This is a genomic window from Brucella tritici (assembly GCF_008932295.1).
Classification (GTDB): Bacteria; Pseudomonadota; Alphaproteobacteria; order Rhizobiales; family Rhizobiaceae; genus Brucella; species Brucella tritici.
In genome coordinates this window covers 182591-202212 of record NZ_WBWA01000001.1, presented here as the reverse complement: position 1 = coordinate 202212, position 19622 = coordinate 182591, and the positions used below count along the sequence as shown (strand labels likewise).

Sequence of the window (19622 nt, the reverse complement as noted above, 5' to 3'; positions counted from 1 at the left end):
GGACCGATCAAGCCGCGTTCGGGTTGTCCTCCCAAGCCCCCATCGGGCAACCCGAACGCCCTTCTCATCCGATGACCCGGAGCAGGATCATGACGGAGACTTCCCTTGATGCGCCGAGGAGCCTGCGGACACGGCTTCACTCCGATCTGCGCGCGCAGCGTATCCGGTCGGCATGGGTGTTTCTCGCACCCTCGCTGATAGTGCTGGCGCTGGTGGCTGGCTGGCCGCTGCTGCGGACCATCTATTTCAGTTTCACCAATGCATCGCTGACGAGCCTGGGCACCGCTGAATTCGTCGGCTTCAACAACTATCTGTCGTGGGTGACGCTCAAGAGCGGGCGCACCGTCTATCGCGGTCTTCTGGCCGATCCCGCCTGGTGGGGCGCGGTCTGGAATACGATCAGGTTCACTATTCTGTCGGTCAGCCTCGAAACGATCTTCGGATTGATCGTCGCTCTGGTGCTGAATGCGAATTTCCGGGGGCGTGGGCTTGTGCGCGCCGCAATCCTGATCCCATGGGCAATTCCGACGATTGTTTCGGCCAAGATGTGGGGCTGGATGCTCAATGACCAGTTTGGCATTCTCAATCATATCCTGCTCAATCTCGGCCTCATCAGCCAGAAGATCGCCTGGACGGCCAATCCCGACACAGCGATGATTGCGATCCTGATCGTCGATGTCTGGAAAACGACGCCCTTCATGGCGCTGCTTATTCTGGCCGGTCTGCAAATGGTGCCATCCGACATTTACGAGGCGGCGAAGATCGATGGCGTGCATCCGGTCAAGGTGTTCTGGCGGGTGACGCTGCCGTTAATCCGTCCGGCGCTGATGGTGGCGATCATCTTCCGTATGCTGGATGCGTTGCGCATCTTCGACCTGATCTATGTGCTGACGCCGAATAATGCGCAAACCAAGACCATGTCGGTTTTCGCCCGCGAAAATCTCTTCGATTTCGACAAATTCGCCTATGGTGCGGCGGCATCCACGATGTTGTTCCTCATCATCGCGGCCATCACCGTGCTCTACATGTTCTTCGGGCGCGTCAATATTGGCAGCAGGGGGGAATAGCATGATGCATTATGTGAAAACCCTCGGCTTCTACCTGCTGGTGGCGCTCATCATTTTGATCGCGGTGTTCCCCTTCTATTATGCGATCATTACCAGCCTCAAATCCGGGACGGCGCTTTTTCAGGTCGATTACTGGCCAAGCAGTTTCTCACTTGAAAATTATGCCGGTGTTCTCACACAGGGCAGCTTCCTTCGCAGTCTCGGCAATTCGTTGCTGGTGGCGACCGTCGTGGTGGCGATCTCGCTGTTGCTGGCGGTGACGGCGGCCTATGCGCTGGCGCGCGTGAATTTTCGTGGTCGCGGACTGTTACTGCTCACCATTCTTTCAGTGTCCATGTTTCCGCAGATCGCCGTTCTGGCGGGGCTGTTCGAGCTGATCCGTTTTCTCGGTATCTTCAACACACCGCTGGCGCTGATCTTCTCCTATATGATCTTCACGCTACCCTTCACGGCTTGGGTTCTCACCACCTTCATGCGTGACCTGCCGGTCGAGATCGAGGAAGCGGCCATTATGGACGGCGCCTCGCCATGGGTCATCATCACGCGGGTTTTCATGCCGCTGATGTGGCCGGCGCTGGTGACGACCGGACTGCTCGCTTTCATCTCGGCATGGAACGAATTCCTGTTCGCGCTCACCTTCACCTCTTCGGGCAGCCAGCGCACAGTACCTGTGGCTATCGCGCTTCTGTCCGGCAGCAGTCAGTTTGAAATCCCCTGGGGCAACATCATGGCGGCTTCCGTCATCGTGACGGTTCCTCTCGTCATACTCGTACTCATCTTCCAGCGGCGGATCGTATCCGGTCTGACGGCAGGCGGCGTAAAGGGTTAGGTACAACCATGGCAGAACTTCAGTTGCGCGATGTGCGCAAGTCTTTCGGTAACTTCGAGGTCATCAAGGGCGTGGATATGGATATCCGGCCCGGCGAGTTCATGGTCTTCGTCGGCCCATCCGGTTGCGGAAAGTCCACGCTACTGCGCCTCATTGCAGGCTTGGAGGAAATCTCGTCAGGCAGCCTCTCTATCGATGGCAAGGTGGTCAACAGCTTCGCACCGTCGAAGCGCGGCATCGCGATGGTCTTCCAGTCCTATGCGCTTTATCCGCATATGACAGTCTACGAGAACATGGCCTTCGGCATGCAGCTTGCGGGCAAGAGCAAGGATGAATGCAAGAGCCGCATTCATAAAGCCGCAGAAATGCTGCAGCTGACGCCCTATCTTGAGCGCCTGCCACGCCAGCTTTCCGGTGGGCAGCGGCAGCGTGTCGCGATTGGTCGTGCCATCGTGCGTGATCCGAAAGTGTTCCTCTTCGACGAACCCTTGTCCAACCTCGATGCGGCACTACGTGTGGCTACAAGGCTTGAGATCGCCAAGCTCCACCAGAGCATGGAAGACACCACCATGATCTATGTGACGCACGATCAGGTGGAGGCGATGACGCTGGCCGACCGCATCTGCGTGCTGCGCGACGGACGCGTGGAGCAGATCGGCACGCCGCTTGAGCTTTACGAAAAGCCAAATTCGCTTTTCGTCGCCGGGTTCATCGGATCACCGAAGATGAATTTCCTGTCCGGCAGATATAGTGAGCCTTTTGGCGCGCATACGGTGGGCTTACGTCCTGAACACCTCGCCATTGTGTCCGAAGGAGGCCATTGGACCGGTCAGGTGATCCACACCGAAATCCTCGGTTCCGATACCTATGTCTATATCGATCTCGGCCTGGAGGAGCCGCTGGTGGTCCGCGAAAGCGGCGTGGCAGCGCGCAGGTCAGGAGAGACACTCTCGGTTTCCCCAATGGGGGAAAATGTTCATCGTTTCGATGAAAAGGGCCGTGCCGTCTGACGCTGACCTCCCAAGCTTGATGATACATGAGACAAATGGGCCGTGATTGCCCGCAGCAAGGAGAATACTCGTGCCTATTCGTACTGTCGTCTGGGGTGAAAACATTCACGAGCAGATCAATGAAACCGTACGTTCGGTTTATCCGGACGGCATGCACAACACTATCGCCAGGGCGCTGAACGAGGATAGCGCAATCGAGGCGACGACCGCCACCTTGCAGGAACCGGAGCATGGCTTGACCGAAGACCGTCTCGCCAAGACTGATGTGCTCGTCTGGTGGGGTCACAAGGATCATGGTGGCGTCAGTGACGAGATTGTGGAACGCGTTGCGAAGCGCGTTTTCGAAGGTATGGGACTGATCGTGCTCCATTCCGGGCATTTCTCCAAGATATTCAAGCACCTGATGGGCACGCCCTGCGCGCTCAAATGGCGTGAGGCGGGTGAGCGCGAGCGGCTCTGGGTGGTCAATCGCGGTCATCCGATCACGCAGGGGCTGGATGAAAATTTCGTGCTTGAGAATGAGGAAATGTATGGCGAACAGTTCTCTGTGCCGGAACCGCTGGAAACCGTGTTCATTTCGTGGTTCGCGGGTGGTGAAGTGTTCCGCTCCGGCATGACTTGGCGTCGCGGTGCGGGCAATGTGTTTTATTTCCGCCCCGGCCATGAAACCTACCCGACCTATCACGATGCCAATGTGCAGACGGTTCTGCGCAACTCGGTCAAATGGGCCTACAATCCGCAACCGGCATGGACAGGCATCCACACCGCGCCGAATGTTCCGGTCGACAAGGCGCCGGAGCCTATTGTCGAGCGCGGACCCAAACTGCACAAGCCGGGCGAAGCCGGTTATCGTTGAGGTGCATGATGCGTCTTCTTATTCTGGGAACAGGCGGCATGGCAAAAAACCATGCCGAAGCCTTCAAGGCCATCGAGGGCGTCGAGGTGGTTGCTGCATGTGACGTTTCGGCGGAGCGTGTCGATGCCTTCTCCGAAAATCACGACATCCACAACCGCTTCACGCGGCTTGAGGATGCGTTGGAATGGGGCCGCTTTGATGCGGTTGCCAATGTCACGCCGGATGCCATTCATCATCCGACCACTCTTGCGCTGGTCGGCGCGGGCAAGCATGTCTTCTGCGAGAAACCACTTGCAGAAAGCTATGAAAAAGCCGCTGAAATGGCGGATGCGGCCGAGCAGGCCAACGTCATCAACATGGTCAACCTGACCTATCGCAATGTCGCACCTCTGCAAAAGGCGCGTGAAATGGTGATGGCGGGAGAGATCGGCCAGGTGCGCCACTTCGAGGCGTCCTATCTGCAAAGCTGGTTGGTCTCGAAGACATGGGGGGACTGGAAGACCGAGAGCAAATGGCTCTGGCGCCTTTCGACCCGGCACGGTTCGAACGGGGTTCTGGGCGATGTCGGCATTCATATTCTCGACTTCGCCAGCTATGCCATCGGCAGCGATGTGGAAAGAGCCTCGGCTCGCCTCAAGACTTTCGAGAAGGCCGAGAACAACCATATTGGTGAATATGTGCTCGATGCGAATGACAGCTTCGTCATGATGGCGGAATATGCCAATGGCGCGCTGGGTGTCATTCATGCCAGCCGCTGGGCGACAGGTCACCTGAACGAGCTGCGGCTGCGTATCCATGGTGACAAGGGCGCGCTCGAAATCCTGCACACACCCACTGGTTCTAGCCTGCGCGGTTCCATCGGCGAGGACATCGAAGCTCCAGTCTGGCGGGATATCGATGCGGGTACGGTGGAGACCAATTATCAGCGCTTTGCGCGTGCTGTGGCCGATGGTGCAGAACTGGAGCCGAGTTTCCGGCATGCCGCCAATCTGCAACGAGTGCTTGACCATGCGATGATCGTTGACCGACCGTTGCCGGAAGTCGTTGCCAGTTAACGTAGCAATAAAGTACGGCCCCCTCCGGCATAGAGAGCGAGAGGGTAGTCTGGCAGGTGGAATACATCGCGCTGATCTGCGATCTGGCTATCGCGCAAGGTCTAAATCACTGGACGCACGGATTGCCCTGCCTGTACCTTGCCTGTCATCTGATCGACAGGCAGGGAGGGCCTCGCATGGATGTGACGATCATAACGGGAGCATCGGAAGGAATCGGCGCAGAAACTGCACGGCAGATTGCCCGGCGTGACCGCGCCAATGCTGCTCTTGTGCTCGCTGCGCGTAATGTGGAAAAGCTGGAAAATCTGGCCGCCGAGTTGCGGCAACTGGGCAGCTCCGTGCTGGTGGTGCCGACCGATGTGAAAGTTCGTGCAGCCTGCATCGCTCTGATTGATAAGGCGGCGTCTGTTTTTGGGCGCATCGATACGCTGATCGTGAATGCTGGCATGTCGGCCCACGCCAATTTTGCCGAAATCACGCCGGAGGATCTCAACTGGATGCATGATCTGATGGAGTTGAATTACTGGGGTAGCGTCTGGCCCATTCATGCCGCACTTCCGCATCTTGCCGCCAGCAAGGGACGGATCGTGGCTGTCTCATCTGTTGCCGGATTGATCGGCGTGCCGGGACGTACGGCCTATAGCGGAACGAAGTTCGCTCTTTCGGGTTTCTGCGAGGCGCTTCGTGCAGAACTGGAACCAAGCGGGATATCGGTTACCATCGTCTATCCGGGCGTCGTCAAAACCGACATTCGAAAAGTGGGCTATAGTGCAAGCGGTGGCGCTCTTGGAACGAGCGGTGTCCGTGAAGATGACATGATGCCGGTCGAAGAAGCCGTACGACTGATGCTGGAAGGTGTGCAGGCACGCAAGCGTGAAGTGTTGATGACGCGCCAGATGCGATTCGGGCGCTGGTTGAAACTTGTCGCTCCCGCGCTGGTGGATCGCATGGCCCTCAAGGCAATCAAGCCGGAATTCAGGCCAAAGCCGATCAAACCCCCAAAATAAACAGCGATAATCCCTGCTATTCACAGGGCTGCCAGAATGGCCCGCTAATTTTACGTTTTGCCGCCAACTATCCGTTGACGGCTTTTTAACTTCGACTACTATATATAGTGTTCTAGGTTCTTTCGATTCGTTGGGTCGAAAGCTAAGACGGGAATCCGGTGCGTTTCTTTCATGATGGATGGGACAATGCCGGAGCTGCCCCCGCAACTGTAAGCGGAGAGTTCTGTTCATCACGTCACTGGCTTTGGCTGGGAAGGCGGACAGGACGTTGATCCGTGAGCCAGGAGACCTGCCTTGAACGAGTACGTCCACGGGCGGGGTGTCCGGTTGGCGCGCAATTATGTGTGGCAAACTATTGCCTTGCAGATTGCTGCCCCGAACTTCCCGCTCATAGCTTCGGGGTGAAGTCCATGTCCAGTATATTCAGTTTCGGTTCCGGTCCTCCCTTCGAGGCATAGTTTGTTGCGGTCAGGCTGCTTGTTGTTGCGGCCGGCCGATCCCGTTTCTCATGTCTTTCGACGCGCATCTTGCGATGCGCGAACGGCTCTTTGCGTCTCCTATCGAGAGTATTCCAGTTTAAACCGAACCGTTGGAAATGCTCTATCTCTTTGTTTTTATGCATGTCTTGACCCCAAAACCGGTTCCCACTTTTGGGAGACATGCTCCAGTGAGGAAAAAATGAACGTCACCGTTTACAGCAAGCCCGCCTGCGTTCAGTGCACCGCCACCACACGCGCCCTCGACCGCCAGGGCATCGAATATGAGGTCATCGATATCTCTGCCGATGCCGATGCTTTCCATCTCGTTCAGGGCATGGGTTATCGCCAGGTGCCGGTTGTTGTGGCAGGTGAATCCCATTGGGCGGGCTTCCGGCCGGACATGATCAGCGCGCTCGCCTGAGGGCTGCGGTCACATGAGCCTGATCGTCTATTTCTCCAGCCGGTCGGAAAATACGCACCGGTTTGTCGAGCGGCTTGGAATGCGGTCGAACCGTATCCCGATGGACGGTTCAGGCGGATTGCAGGTGCGCGAGCCATTCGTGCTCGTGACGCCCACATATGGTGGTGGCGGCTCTAAGGGCGCTGTCCCAAAGCCTGTGATCCGCTTCCTCAACGATGAGACCAACCGCTCTTTCATCCGCGGCGTGATTGCCGCGGGAAATAGCAATTTCGGCGAGGCATTCTGTATCGCCGGTAACATTATCTCTGCCAAATGTCAGGTTCCCTATCTCTACCGCTTCGAGCTTCTGGGAACCGATGAGGACATTGGCAATGTCAAAAACGGGATGGAACGATTTTGGACACGGCAGACACGACCTTGATCCGAGAGCGCGAGGCACGGCCAGTGGCGCAGGATGCGCCTCAAGCGGCGACTTCCAACAGCAACAAACCGGCAAAATCCTCGGACGGGCTGGATTATCACGCGCTCAACGCGATGCTGAACCTTTACGATGACGAGGGAAAAATCCAGCTTGATCGCGACCGGCAGGCTGCACGCCAGTATTTCCTTCAGCACGTGAACCAGAACACAGTCTTTTTCCATAACTTGCGGGAAAAGCTCGATTATCTGGTGGCCGAAGGCTATTACGAACAGGAAGTACTGGACCAGTATTCCTTCAATTTCGTGCGTGATCTTTTCGACGAAGCCTATGCGAAGAAATTCCGTTTCCCGACCTTTCTCGGCGCATTCAAATATTACACCAGCTATACGCTGAAGACCTTCGACGGAAAGCGCTATCTGGAGCGTTATGAGGATCGCGTCTGTATGGTGGCGCTGGCGCTGGCGCGCGGTAATGAGCAGCTTGCGCGCGATCTCGTTGATGAGATCATTTCAGGCCGCTACCAGCCTGCGACGCCTACATTCCTTAATGCGGGAAAGAAACAGCGCGGCGAACTCGTCTCGTGTTTTCTGCTGCGCGTTGAGGACAATATGGAGTCCATCGGCCGCTCCATCAACTCGGCTCTGCAATTGTCGAAGCGGGGCGGCGGGGTGGCCCTGAGCCTCACCAATATTCGCGAGGCGGGCGCCCCTATCAAGCAAATCCAGAACCAGTCGTCCGGCATCATTCCGGTGATGAAGCTTCTTGAGGATTCCTTTTCCTACGCCAATCAGCTTGGCGCGCGGCAAGGCGCTGGCGCTGTCTATCTGCACGCACACCACCCGGATATCATGCGTTTTCTGGATACGAAGCGCGAAAACGCGGACGAGAAAATCCGCATTAAAACCTTGTCGCTTGGTGTGGTCATTCCAGACATTACCTTCGAACTCGCGAAGAACAACGAGGATATGTACCTCTTCTCGCCCTACGATGTGGAGCGGGTTTACGGCGCACCACTGACCGAGATTTCGGTTACCGAAAAATATCGGGAAATGGTCGACGATGCGCGTATTGCCAAGAAGAAGATCAATGCACGCGAGTTCTTTCAGGTGCTGGCGGAAATCCAGTTCGAGTCCGGTTATCCCTACATCATGTTCGAGGACACGGTGAATCGCGCCAATCCGATCGACGGGCGCATCACCATGAGCAATCTCTGTTCGGAAATCCTGCAGGTGAGTGAGGCGAGCATCTTCGGCGAAGACCTTTCCTATGATTATCTCGGCAAGGATATTTCGTGCAATCTGGGTTCGCTCAACATTGCATCGGCGATGGACTCGTCAGATTTCGGCAAGACCATCGAGACCTCCATCCGCGCCCTGACTGCAGTTTCCGATATGAGCCATATCGGTTCCGTGCCGTCAGTCGCCCGAGGGAATGATGAAAGCCATGCTATCGGTCTCGGCCAGATGAATTTGCATGGTTATCTCGCCCGCGAGCGGATTTACTACGGTTCCGATGAAGGTGTCGATTTCACGAATATCTATTTCTATACGGTGACCTATCACGCGATCCGCGCATCGAACCTGATTGCGGTGGAAACGGGGAAATCGTTCAAGGGTTTCGAGAAATCCAAATATGCGTCGGGTGAATATTTCGATAAATATACCGAGCAGCTTTGGGAACCGGCGACGGAAAAGGTTCGTGAAATCTTCGAAAAGGCTGGCATTGCGATCCCGTCGCAGGACGACTGGCGCGACCTGAAAAACGCGGTGATGGAGGGCGGGCTTTATAACCAGAACCTTCAGGCCGTGCCGCCAACAGGTTCGATCTCCTACATCAATCATTCGACGTCATCGATTCATCCGATTGTGTCGAAGATCGAGATACGCAAGGAAGGAAAGATCGGCCGCGTCTACTATCCGGCAGCTTTCATGACCAATGACAATCTCGACTACTATCAGGATGCTTATGAGATCGGGCCGGAAAAGATCATCGACACTTACGCGGCGGCGACGCAGCACGTCGATCAGGGCCTGTCTCTGACATTGTTCTTCCGCGATACGGCAACCACCCGCGACATCAACCGTGCGCAGATCTACGCGTGGAAGAAGGGCATCAAGACTATCTATTACATTCGCCTGCGCCAGATGGCGCTTTCCGGCACGGAAGTGCAGGGCTGCGTTTCCTGCGCCCTCTGACCACTGGTGATGACCATGAATATTCAAGTGAAGACCAAGAACCCGAAGCCTGCAGCCGTGCGCGCCATCAACTGGAACCGGATCGAAGATGAGAAAGACCTTGAGGTCTGGAATCGTTTGACCGGCAACTTCTGGCTCCCGGAGAAAGTACCGCTTTCCAATGACATTCAGTCGTGGGAGACGCTGAAACCGCAGGAAAAGCAGCTGACGATCCGCGTTTTCACCGGACTGACGCTGCTCGATACGATCCAGAACGCGGTCGGTGCCGTGAAGCTGATGGATGATGCCGTGACGCCGCATGAAGAGGCGGTGCTGTCCAACATCTCCTTCATGGAAGCGGTTCACGCGCGCTCTTATTCGTCGATTTTCTCGACGCTGTGCCTGACGCCGGATGTTGACGATGCCTATCGTTGGTCGGAGGAAAACGAGTTTCTACAGCGCAAGTCTGTGCTGATCCTGGACCAGTATCGCGCGGATGATCCGCTGAAAAAGAAGATCGCCAGCGTCTTTCTGGAAAGCTTTTTGTTCTATTCTGGCTTTTATCTGCCCATGTACTGGTCGAGCCGGGCAAAACTGACGAATACGGCCGATCTTATCCGGCTCATCATTCGGGATGAAGCCGTGCATGGCTATTACATTGGTTATAAATTCCAGCGCGGACTGGAGCGGCTGAACGAAGAGCAGAAGCAGACGATCAAGGATTTTGCTTTTGAGCTTCTGCTGGAACTTTACGACAATGAGGTTCGTTACACGGAAGCGCTCTACGACGGCGTGGGCCTGACCGAAGACGTCAAGAAGTTCCTGCACTACAACGCCAACAAGGCCCTCATGAACCTTGGCTATGAGGCACTCTTTCCGGCGGAGGCGTGCAAGGTCAATCCGGCGATCCTGTCCGCTCTTTCACCGAATGCAGACGAAAACCACGATTTCTTCTCCGGTTCCGGCTCGTCTTACGTTATCGGCAAGGCGGTTGCGACCGAGGATGAAGACTGGAGTTTCTGATGGCATTTCGGCGCCGCGGGACACCGGCGCCGAAGCCTTCCGTGATGGAGAAGGCGTTGACGTTGCGGTCTCGTTTTGCGACACATGAGTGATGCAGACCGTTGGCATTATGTCGTAACCTGGCTATTGAGAAAATTTTAAGCAGAAATTGTATTCAGCTAATCAATTATTGATTGTATCGAAAAAATTCATTTTTCATTTGGTTTCTGCCTCTATCCCTTTACGACAGGGGGCTTAGGCGAAAAAGGTTGATCGAACCGCATTCACGCCTGAGCGAAAAAAGGGCTGAAAATGGACACGCGGGGGCAGAACAGCAAGGATGTGCCGCTGGCAGTCGACCTGGACGGAACGCTGGTTTCGACCGATCTGCTGTGGGAGGGCATTTTTCTTCTTTTGAAGAAGAACATCCTGTTCGTCTTCATGCTGCCGGTTTGGCTGTTCTCGGGTAAGGCCTATCTCAAGCGGCAGGTGGCCGAACGCATCACGCTCGATGCATCGCGACTTCCCTATCGAACCGAGTTTCTGGAGTTTCTGCGCAGCGAACACGCATCGGGACGAACTTTGGTGCTGGCAACAGCGGCGGCAGAACCGATGGCCAAGGCCGTTGCGTCCGAGCTTGGGATTTTCAGCGCCGTCTATTCGACCTCCGGCACGACCAATCTTTCGGCGGAACGCAAGGCCAATCTGCTTGTCGAACACTATGAACGACAGGGGTTTGACTATGCCGGAAATGATCGTGATGACCTGCCGGTTTTCGATGCAGCCCGACAGGCGGTCGTTGTCGCGCCCGATCGCGCGGCGGCACATTTCCAGCAACGGACTGGCTGCAAACTTTTCAGTGGTGAGAAGCCGACTATTAGAACCTATGTTCGTATGCTGCGTGTTCATCAGTGGTTGAAGAACCTGCTTGTCTTTGTGCCGGCCATTCTGGCGCATGACATATTGAAACCCGACGTGTTGATTGCGTCTTGTCTGGCATTCATCGCCTTCTCTGCTACAGCGTCTGCGATCTATATCGTCAATGACATTGTTGATCTTCCGGTGGATCGAAGACATGCGCGAAAAAATCAGCGACCTTTTGCACGCGGACAGATATCCATTCCTTTTGGTCTAGGTGTTGCGGCGCTGTTATTGGTTCTGACGGCTTTCGTCTGCTTCTTCCTCCCATCCGCCTTTACGCTCGCAATTGTCACCTATCTGGCTTTCACGACCGCCTATACTTTCGCCTTGAAACGCATGTTGTTGGGAGATGTGATTTGCCTCGCAGGGCTTTACAGCCTGCGGCTGTTGGGAGGGTCGGCGGCTTCCTATATTCCGCCGTCGTTCTGGCTGATGGCATTTGCCATGTTCTTCTTTCTGTCGCTGGCGCTGGTGAAACGTTATGTCGAGTTGCAGGGCGCTACAGTGACAGAAAAGGACCGGATTTTGGGGCGAGGCTACCGCCCTGAAGATCGCGATATTGTTGGGCAGTGTGGGGTTGCGGCTGCATTTACCGCAGCACTGGTTCTGGCGCTTTATATCAATAGCGATGCCGTCAAGACGCTCTACACCTATCCCTGGCTGATATGGCCGCTTGGTCCGATAGTACTCTATATCAATGTGCGTGTGTGGATATTGGCGCATCGGGGCGACATGGATGACGACCCGGTGCTCTTCATTGCCAGGGATTGGCGCAGTCAGGTTGTCATCGCGCTTGGTGCGGTGCTGCTTCTTGTGGCTGGTATGCGCTGATGGAACGATCCTTCGACAGTTTTGGCCGCATTGATCGACGAAAGCGGCAGTACCTTCCGCTGGAGAGGCTGGAAACTGATTTCACGCGAGCCTTGCCCGGCGATGCGAGCTTGTTGCCGTTCGGGAATGGTCGCTCCTACGGCGATAGCTGCCATAATGATGCGGGCTTCCTTGTGCCCATGCAGGCGCAAAAAAAGATACTGCACTTCGATCGCGATAAGGGATTGCTGACGGCTGAGAGTGGCGTGCTTTTGAGTGAGATCATCGCCCATATTGGCCCATATGGTTATTTCGTGCCTGTCACACCCGGCACCCAGTTTGTGACGCTCGGTGGCGCCATCGCCAATGACGTGCATGGCAAAAATCATCACCGGCGGGGTAGTTTCGGGTGTCATGTTGAGTGGGTGGAACTGCTTCGCTCGGACGGTGTCCATTACAGATGTTCCGATGCGGAAAATATTGACCTGTTCCGGGCCACAATCGGCGGGATGGGGCTGACTGGATTAATTCTTCGCGCAACGATCCGGCTCATGCGGGTGGGCGGTCTCGACGTCGAAGAGAAGGTTCGGCCTTTCCGCGATCTTGAGGCATATTTTGATATGGCCGAGGTGGCGGATCACGAAAATGAATATGCTGTTGCCTGGGTGGATCAGCTCTCCGATGGCCGGGGCCTGTTGATAGTTGGTAATCATGTGGCCGCGCGGAATGGCTCTTTTTCGCCAGCCGGGCGGTTTGGGGTGCCGTTTGAATTGCCATTCTCGCTTTTGAACAAGTCAAGTCTGGCGCTTTTCAATGCGGCCTATTTCCAGCGCAAGAAGCAACTGAAGACAGCGCGTAGAGTGCCGTATCAAAGCTTCTTCTATCCACTCGACGGCGTCAGAAACTGGAACAGGCTTTACGGTCCGGCAGGGCTTTACCAGCATCAAAGTATCATTCCGTTCGACGCAGCCCGAACGATTATTCCTGCGATGCTGGAGGCAAGCCGTGTTGCGGGGCAGGTCTCTTTCCTGACTGTGCTCAAGCGTTTCGGCTCAGTGAAATCTCCTGGCCTCATGTCATTTCCGATGCCGGGATATACGCTGACGATGGATTTCCCCAATCGTGGCGGCAAGACGCTGGAACTGTTGGATCGTCTGGACCGGATGACCGTGGAAGCCGGTGGCCGGGTCAATCCGTATAAGGATCACAGGATGAGCGCGGAAGTTTTTGCTGCAAGTTATCCGCGTTGGCGCGCTTTCGAAGCTTTTCGCGACAAGGCTTTCAACTCCAATTTCTGGCGCCGCACGGCATTGATGCTCGGTGCAGCAGGTTAGGAAACGTGATGAAATATATTCCCTTCATCCTGTTCACGGTCATGACCAATGCCGCCGCGCAGTTGATGCTGAAATATGGTATGCTGACGCTCGGACCAATCAGCTTTTCGGCCGAAACATTGATCCAGCGCATGTTCCAGATTGTCTTCAATCCCTGGATTTTTGCCGGTTTGCTGACCTTCGTGATCTCGATGGCGTCACATCTTTACGTGCTGTCGAAAGTCGATCTTTCGTTTGCCTATCCGTTCCTCAGCCTTGCCTATGTCGCGGTCGCCCTGTTCGCCTGGCTTTTGTTCAAGGAGGAACTGGGTGCCTACAAGATCGCAGGCATCGCATTCATCTGCATCGGGACAGTGCTGATCGCACAAAGCGGCAAGTCATCCGAACCGCCGGCGGAAGCCAATATAAAACAGCAGACGCATAGTTAAACGGGGGCGGCACGATGAGACATATAATCTTCGGCGGCGATGGATTTGTTGGTCGTTATCTCGCTCCAAAACTCCTTGCCGATGGCCATGAAGTCATTGTCGCGGATATCGTGAAAAACGATCTGCCGCACTATGCCGATGCTGCTTTCGTCGCGACGGATGTAACCGATCCCGAAGCAATCCGCAGGGTTGGTATCCGTGCAGACGACATGGTCTACAATCTCTCCGCCAAGATGCTTTCGCCAATTCAGGTCCGGGCGAAGCGTCATGATTTCTTCTTTCCTGTCAATTATTACGGGGCGGAAAATATAATCAAGGCAATGGATGCGGCTGGTGCGAACAAGCTCGTCCATTTCACCACCGATATGGTTTATGGGCACACCTATGCCTGGCCGCAGAAAGAAGACCATCCGTGCAAGCCGCTTGGTGAGTATGGCTTGTCCAAACTGAAAACCGAAGAACTCGCTGTTGAATGGCGCGCACGGGGTATGGATATCTCCCTGTTTCGTCCTCGTCTTATCATTGGGCCGGGCCGTCTCGGTATTCTGGAAAAACTGTTCAAGCTGATTGATAACAACCTGCCAGTGCCGATGATTGGCTCGGGCAGGAATCCCTATCAGTTCATTTCTGTGTTTGATTGTGCGGAGGCAGCACGTGCTGCTTTCAAGGCTGGCGTTCTAAACGAGGTCTACAATCTCGGTTCGCTCAATCCGCCTCCCGTCCGCAAACTGCTCGGTGACCTGATCCGCCATGCAGGGTCAAAATCCATTTTGTTGCCAACACCCGCCTGGGCAGTGAAACGCACGCTGGGCCTGCTCGACTGGATGAACATGCCGATCATGGACCCGGAGCAATATCTGATTGCCGATGAAATGTGCGTTCTGGATGTTTCGAAGGGCGAGCGCGAGCTTGGCTGGATACCGCAATATCGTGATGAGGACATGCTGATCGCGGCCTATAGCGAATATCGCAAGAAAATTGGAGCTGCATCGTCGGATGTGCGGGCTTCCGAAACGGCATAGGGGCAGAAATGAACAAGACGAACACAACGCCAAAGCCGAAGCTGTTGACGGTTGCCGAGGCGAAAGCGCTCGATCTGCCGCGGATGACGGAACTGTTTACAGCTCATCTCAATCCAGGCCAGCTTCACTTCATGAAGCTGCTCGGCTTTCACAAAGTGAAGATCGAACGTGCTGAGGGCATGTATTATTATGATCAGAATGGGCGCGCCATTCTCGATTTTTTCGGCGGGTTCGGATCGCTGGCTTTTGGCCATAATCACCCGCGTATTCTCGAAGCACGGCGTCAATTTCAGGAAGAAATGCGCCACGAGATCGCAATCGCCTTTATGTCGCAATATGCGGCCGCTCTTGCTTATGACATAGCGGCCTGCTCGCCGGGCGATCTCGATATGGTGTTTCTGGGGTCTTCTGGCTCGGAAGCGATGGAAGCCGCGGTCAAGGTTGCTGAACGCGCCGCCGGTCCGAAAAAGCCCAAGATCGTCTATGCGGAAAATTCGTTCCACGGCAAGACCAAGGGTGTTTTGTCCATAACGGATGGCGGGCTCTATCGAGGCGAATTCAAGCTGGTCGATAACACCGTTCGGGTGCCCTTCGGTGACATAGCCGCCATTGAAAATGCATTTCGCTCTGACCCCGAGATAGGGGTGATTGTGCTTGAAACGGTGCAGGGCGGCGGCGGCATCATTCAGGCTGATGCTGAGTTCTGGCAGAAGTTGCGAAGCCTTTGCGACCAGTATGGTGTGATCTGGGTTGCCGATGAAGTGCAATGTGGGTTGGGACGAACCGGGAAGTTTTATGCTTTCGAGCATTATGGCGTCATACCGGACGTCACCGCCCTGGCGAAGTCGCTGGGCGGCGGAAAGACGGCAATGGCCGCTATGATCGCGCGCCGCGACATCTATATGAAGGCCTACGGCACGCCCAAGACGGCTATGATCCATGCGATGGCGACTTTTGGCGGGATTGGCGAAGCCTGCGTCACGTCGATTGAAGCATTGAACGTGCTCTACGACGAGCATCTGATCGATAACGCAGCCGATGTTGGAGAATATCTTCTGGATCGTCTGGATGAACTGCAAAGCCGCTATCCTGCGCTTTTGAAAGATGTGCGCGGGAAGGGGATGATGGTGGGGCTGGAGTTCCATGATTTCTCACAGACCATGCCGGTCGTGCTGCGACCTGTCCTGGCGATGCTAGACGAAAAGCTGAAAGGGTCGCTTCCAGGATTTATCGGCAGTCATCTGCTGCGCGATCATGGGGTGCTCGTCGCCTTTACCGAGTATAATCGAAACGTCATCCGTCTTGAGCCGCCGCTGATCTGCGGGCGGGAGCATGTGGACGCATTCATCCAAGCACTGGATGAGGTACTTTCACGCGGCATCGTCCGGATCGTGCGGGATTTCGTCAAGGCTCAGATCAAATGAGCCGTTTCTGATTAAGGAATGAGACCGGGGCGAAGCAGCAAATCCCAACAGGGGTTCAAAGCGACGACGGCACGATCCTGTAGCGCTTCGGCATATATTTTCTGCAAGGCAAGGCGATTGGTCGTCGTTGGACATTTCGGGCGCAATATGCCGTCGGTTGCTTCTACGGCAGCTTTCGTTTCCTTGGATAACGCCGGGACTGTGCGGAAGGGATCGGCGCCGATCTGGATATGCCGCGTCGCATCGCGATCCAATATCCACGCAAATGGATTGACGAAGTCGAGCGACATGATGCTTTGCAGGTGAAGATTCTTCTGGGTCTCGAAGGATTTCAGATCCTTTACCACCTGGTTTGCAGAAACGAGCCAGTACACCTGGAAATCGATTTCCGAATAAAGCTGCCAGCTCGGTAGCTGGCCTTGTGCTGCCAGCGCGTCATAGGCTGTATTGTTTTCCGGGTAATGGGTTTCGAAAAGTTCTGCCCGCTGGAGGAAGTCGGGCCGGGTTAGGACCTGCCCGAGATTTTTCAGTTCCGGCAAAGACGGTTCTACATAAGTTGGGGCTACGGCAACGGCGCGCAGGGTACGGTGCACAACCTTGGTGAATGTCGGAATGACACAGAAGGCAGCGAGCAAGACGAAGGCGATTTTGAGCTTCTCCGAGACGGCTTTGATCCGCTGAAAGATCAGAAGCAGGATAGGCCAAAGGAATATGAATTCCTGACTTCCGGTGTTCTGCGTTTCAAGGATGATGCCGCCCAGAAGCCCAATGGCGAGCCAGACAGAGCTCCGGTCGAAGAAGCGATTTTGTTCACTGGACTGGCGCTGTTCATTCCAGAAAAGGGCCAGAACAAGGATTACTGTCGGTAGAATAACGTCCAGCTTCAAGGATATGACGGTCAGGAAACGGGGGAGCAGGGCTTCTTCGTTCAGTGTGACCAATGTAGCAATATCGCGAATATATCCGCTGATAATCCCATTGTGCAGTTCAAGGGCAAGCAGAAATGCTGCGGTAGCGGCTGCGGCCAGCAGAACGTTGCGGGTTGAGATTCGCCCAGCGAGAAGTGCTGCAAGTCCGAACAGCCCGCCTGCAAGGAAGCCTGTCACCTTCATCAAAAGCAGGGTGAGCATCACTGCCGCGCAAAAGAGCGCGAGCTTTGTGCCGTTGCGCATAAACAGCAGTCCGCACATCAGCACGTAGAGCAGAAGCGATGTATGGCGGTTATAAATGCCAAACCCATCGAGTCCGGGATAGGGGTAAAAGCTCTGTGTATTGGCTGGAAAGATTGCGAAAACCAGAAATGGAACAAGGATCAGAAACCCGGTTGTTCGATTGTGGGGGCGAATCTCTGCCAGTACCCATGCCATCAGAGGGGCCGCAACGGCCAATATTGACCATTGAACGAGCAAAAGCGGTTGCGCCTGCGGGAACAGGGCGTGCCCCCATCCAAAAAGATAATAGCCAAGTGGCCCGACAGGTGTGGAAAAATCAACGCCTGGAATCTGGCCCATTCTTATGCGCTGGGCCGCATCGAAATAGATATAGCTGTCCCAATACATCGGCCCAATAGGGGCATTGAGCCTGAATGACAGAAGCGCGATCAGCAGAACCAGAACAAAACCCAGCCAGAACAAAGGCGCGCATAGCGGCGATGGTCTGGCCGATTTGAAGGTCGTGCTGAAGAACATGGAACCCCGCTCCCTGGTGCGTCACGTGCAGAAATTATCTGCAAACCCTTAAAACTACTGAAATAGCCACAGGGTCGTCCGATTGGGTTCAATTTTTTATATGTGTGACGAGGTTCAGAAAAGAGAACGCCCACTGCACTGGGAGGAGGAGTGTGCAGTGGGCGGATCTATAAAGCGCGACTGGGAGGAGGAGTATCGCGCTTTGGGTTCGGTTTTTGGGAGGAGGAGTAAAACCGAACAAGTCCAAAATAGGAATAAGGGCCGCTGCTTACAAGGGGCAACGCTGCAATGCAGATATGCATTTTTGGGTAGCTAAAAAAGAAACCGCCCCGCAGCGGTCTAGCGCGCTGGGGCGGTACTCCCTCCTCCAAGTGAGAGGAACAATAACCGTGCTCGTGGAGAAAGCAACCCCCTAATAGAACTCTATGGTTTTCAGAAAATACTGAAATTTGTGTAAGATATTTGAATGATACTCATTCAGATTCTAACCGGCTTAAGAGCATTTTGATCGCACTGCAGCACTGAACTATATCTGATCGTGAACAATGTTTAATCGAACGGCTGGAGACGCGGAAAAGTTCGTTGAAGTAAGGGTCTTCAACCATTGGCTGATATTGTTCACCAGATTTTCAAGTGCGCGTGCAGATTGTCTATTTATTTTCGTCAAAGCTATGAGTAAGTTCCTCCATCTTCTTCGATTGGGGGCTTTCGGGGGAGGTATGCCGCCTCAGCGCGTTCATTCGCTGCGAGGCGGTTTTCATTTTGGGTCTGTTGAAAGTGCATATCAGCAATGCAAGCTTGTTGATTGAGCGGATCGGCTGGGCAGGCTATTAAAGATGCGTCCGGTTCACTCCTCCTCCCAAAAACCGAACCCAAAGCGCGATACTCCTCCTCCCAATCGCGCTTACAGATTAAGCCCACAACGCTCTCCTCCTCCCAGGCGTTGTGGGCTTTTCTATACTCTGCTCACGTAATTTTTCAGGTTGGAACGTATTGTTAATTCCAGAATCGGAGCTAACGTTCCATTTTCCCTGTGCGTGCACTCCTGAGAGCTCGCCCGCCTCGCGCCCCTAAGCCCCCCGCCCAAACGCGAGGCGGTTCCTTTGAGCGGAACCTTCCAAACCAATCTATATTCTGTGCTTCAGTCAGGGATCATTCCTACTGACGAGGACGGCATTCGAAGAGAAAAGAAAACGATCAGAAAGATCGCTGTTGCTTCGTTGAGTTATACTCACTTGTTGCATCGACCGGGTCGGTTGATAGGTCGCCTGAAGGTCTTTCATGGCGCATATTGTTCATGAAATTCTTGATGAAACGCTGGCAATATCAGAAAATGATCTAGCTGATCTGCAAATGTCTGCTAATTAGAAGAAATATGATTTAAAAAGAATCGGATAGATTTTCATTGGTTTCCACTCTATGGAAGATATTCTCGCTTTATGGCTAAATAAAAATATATTATAAAAATATAATACATTACGCAGCGTCACATTTGATCGGAATTTAATTTTATATTTTTGCAACGTCTTCTGTGGACGGACTAAGAAACCGCAATAATCGATCCAATTGTCCGTTTATAATTAAGAATAGGCTGAGTCGCTTTCGAGCTGGAAGTGCCTTTGGCTTTTCAATTGGGCGCAATGTTGCGTTCCGTGTCCGACGGCTACCGCATCG

16 protein-coding genes and 1 riboswitch are annotated in these 19622 nt (G+C 54.4%); of the genes, 15 read left to right on the top strand and 1 reads right to left on the bottom strand.

The window, feature by feature from the left end; genetic code table 11:
• Positions 1-89 precede the first annotated feature (89 nt).
• The 15 genes from F9K91_RS00925 to F9K91_RS00855 all read left to right on the top strand — a co-directional run bounded on the left by F9K91_RS00925 (position 90) and on the right by F9K91_RS00855 (position 16260).
• Positions 90-1067 (top strand): carbohydrate ABC transporter permease, encoded by a 978-nt coding sequence (locus F9K91_RS00925; protein ID WP_151676947.1) that lies wholly within the window; start codon positions 90-92, stop codon positions 1065-1067.
• A gap of 1 nt (position 1068) precedes the next feature.
• A complete protein-coding gene (locus F9K91_RS00920) occupies positions 1069-1896 on the top strand; it encodes a carbohydrate ABC transporter permease (RefSeq protein ID WP_151676946.1) in 828 nt (275 codons plus the stop codon).
• Positions 1897-1904: 8 nt separating this feature from the next.
• Entirely contained in the window at positions 1905-2906 is a 1002-nt protein-coding gene (locus tag F9K91_RS00915; RefSeq protein WP_151676945.1) for an ABC transporter ATP-binding protein, read from the top strand.
• A 70-nt stretch (positions 2907-2976) separates the two neighbouring features.
• Positions 2977-3762, top strand: a complete 786-nt coding sequence (locus F9K91_RS00910) for a ThuA domain-containing protein (RefSeq protein ID WP_151676944.1) — start codon at positions 2977-2979, stop codon at positions 3760-3762.
• An 8-nt stretch (positions 3763-3770) separates the two neighbouring features.
• Positions 3771-4817, top strand: a complete 1047-nt coding sequence (locus F9K91_RS00905) for a Gfo/Idh/MocA family protein (RefSeq protein ID WP_151555186.1) — start codon at positions 3771-3773, stop codon at positions 4815-4817.
• 56 nt (positions 4818-4873) lie between these two features.
• Positions 4874-5824, top strand: a complete 951-nt coding sequence (locus tag F9K91_RS00900; protein ID WP_235912710.1) for an SDR family oxidoreductase — start codon at positions 4874-4876, stop codon at positions 5822-5824.
• 97 nt (positions 5825-5921) lie between these two features.
• Positions 5922-6135, top strand: a riboswitch (cobalamin riboswitch).
• Positions 6136-6502: 367 nt separating this feature from the next.
• Positions 6503-6724 (top strand): glutaredoxin-like protein NrdH, encoded by a 222-nt coding sequence (gene nrdH / locus F9K91_RS00895; RefSeq protein ID WP_061346668.1) that lies wholly within the window; start codon positions 6503-6505, stop codon positions 6722-6724.
• A 13-nt stretch (positions 6725-6737) separates the two neighbouring features.
• On the top strand, positions 6738-7145 hold the full coding sequence (gene nrdI / locus F9K91_RS00890; RefSeq protein ID WP_151555045.1) for a class Ib ribonucleoside-diphosphate reductase assembly flavoprotein NrdI: 408 nt from the start codon (positions 6738-6740) through the stop codon (positions 7143-7145).
• Positions 7121-9340, top strand: a complete 2220-nt coding sequence (gene nrdE / locus F9K91_RS00885; RefSeq protein WP_151676943.1) for a class 1b ribonucleoside-diphosphate reductase subunit alpha — start codon at positions 7121-7123, stop codon at positions 9338-9340. Before nrdI ends, nrdE begins: the two co-directional genes overlap by 25 nt.
• Positions 9341-9355: 15 nt before the next feature.
• Positions 9356-10342, top strand: a complete 987-nt coding sequence (gene nrdF, locus F9K91_RS00880; RefSeq protein WP_151555047.1) for a class 1b ribonucleoside-diphosphate reductase subunit beta — start codon at positions 9356-9358, stop codon at positions 10340-10342.
• 291 nt (positions 10343-10633) lie between these two features.
• Positions 10634-12073 carry a UbiA family prenyltransferase gene (locus tag F9K91_RS00875; protein ID WP_151676942.1) on the top strand — a complete coding sequence of 480 codons (1440 nt, stop codon included), beginning with the start codon at positions 10634-10636 and terminating at the stop codon, positions 12071-12073.
• Positions 12073-13386, top strand: coding sequence for an FAD-binding oxidoreductase (locus F9K91_RS00870; RefSeq protein ID WP_151676941.1), 1314 nt, complete (start codon positions 12073-12075; stop codon positions 13384-13386). The genes F9K91_RS00875 and F9K91_RS00870 overlap by 1 nt, the downstream gene beginning before the upstream one ends.
• An 8-nt stretch (positions 13387-13394) precedes the next feature.
• On the top strand, positions 13395-13814 hold the full coding sequence (locus tag F9K91_RS00865) for an EamA family transporter (RefSeq protein ID WP_061346664.1): 420 nt from the start codon (positions 13395-13397) through the stop codon (positions 13812-13814).
• Positions 13815-13828: 14 nt separating this feature from the next.
• Positions 13829-14836 (top strand): NAD-dependent epimerase/dehydratase family protein, encoded by a 1008-nt coding sequence (locus F9K91_RS00860; RefSeq protein WP_151676940.1) that lies wholly within the window; start codon positions 13829-13831, stop codon positions 14834-14836.
• Positions 14837-14844: 8 nt separating this feature from the next.
• Positions 14845-16260 (top strand): aspartate aminotransferase family protein, encoded by a 1416-nt coding sequence (locus F9K91_RS00855; protein WP_151676939.1) that lies wholly within the window; start codon positions 14845-14847, stop codon positions 16258-16260.
• Between the two features lie 11 nt (positions 16261-16271).
• On the opposite strand, the gene F9K91_RS00850 is transcribed toward F9K91_RS00855, so the two are convergent.
• Complete coding sequence (locus F9K91_RS00850; protein WP_151676938.1) at positions 16272-17948, bottom strand: hypothetical protein; 1677 nt, start codon at positions 17946-17948, stop codon at positions 16272-16274.
• Between the last annotated feature and the right edge of the window lie 1674 nt (positions 17949-19622).

What these genes read in the sequence shown, in the direction of transcription:
- F9K91_RS00860 (WP_151676940.1), top strand. Translation starts at nt 13,829, where the DNA reads ATGAGACATATAATCTTCGGCGGCGATGGATTTGTTGGTCGTTATCTC.
- F9K91_RS00925 (WP_151676947.1), top strand. Translation starts at nt 90, where the DNA reads ATGACGGAGACTTCCCTTGATGCGCCGAGGAGCCTGCGGACACGGCTT.
- F9K91_RS00915 (WP_151676945.1), top strand. Translation starts at nt 1,905, where the DNA reads ATGGCAGAACTTCAGTTGCGCGATGTGCGCAAGTCTTTCGGTAACTTC.
- F9K91_RS00870 (WP_151676941.1), top strand. Translation starts at nt 12,073, where the DNA reads ATGGAACGATCCTTCGACAGTTTTGGCCGCATTGATCGACGAAAGCGG.
- F9K91_RS00905 (WP_151555186.1), top strand. Translation starts at nt 3,771, where the DNA reads ATGCGTCTTCTTATTCTGGGAACAGGCGGCATGGCAAAAAACCATGCC.
- F9K91_RS00920 (WP_151676946.1), top strand. Translation starts at nt 1,069, where the DNA reads ATGATGCATTATGTGAAAACCCTCGGCTTCTACCTGCTGGTGGCGCTC.
- F9K91_RS00855 (WP_151676939.1), top strand. Translation starts at nt 14,845, where the DNA reads ATGAACAAGACGAACACAACGCCAAAGCCGAAGCTGTTGACGGTTGCC.
- F9K91_RS00865 (WP_061346664.1), top strand. Translation starts at nt 13,395, where the DNA reads ATGAAATATATTCCCTTCATCCTGTTCACGGTCATGACCAATGCCGCC.
- nrdI (WP_151555045.1), top strand. Translation starts at nt 6,738, where the DNA reads ATGAGCCTGATCGTCTATTTCTCCAGCCGGTCGGAAAATACGCACCGG.
- nrdF (WP_151555047.1), top strand. Translation starts at nt 9,356, where the DNA reads ATGAATATTCAAGTGAAGACCAAGAACCCGAAGCCTGCAGCCGTGCGC.
- F9K91_RS00850 (WP_151676938.1), bottom strand. Translation starts at nt 17,948, where the DNA reads ATGTTCTTCAGCACGACCTTCAAATCGGCCAGACCATCGCCGCTATGC.
- F9K91_RS00875 (WP_151676942.1), top strand. Translation starts at nt 10,634, where the DNA reads ATGGACACGCGGGGGCAGAACAGCAAGGATGTGCCGCTGGCAGTCGAC.
- nrdH (WP_061346668.1), top strand. Translation starts at nt 6,503, where the DNA reads ATGAACGTCACCGTTTACAGCAAGCCCGCCTGCGTTCAGTGCACCGCC.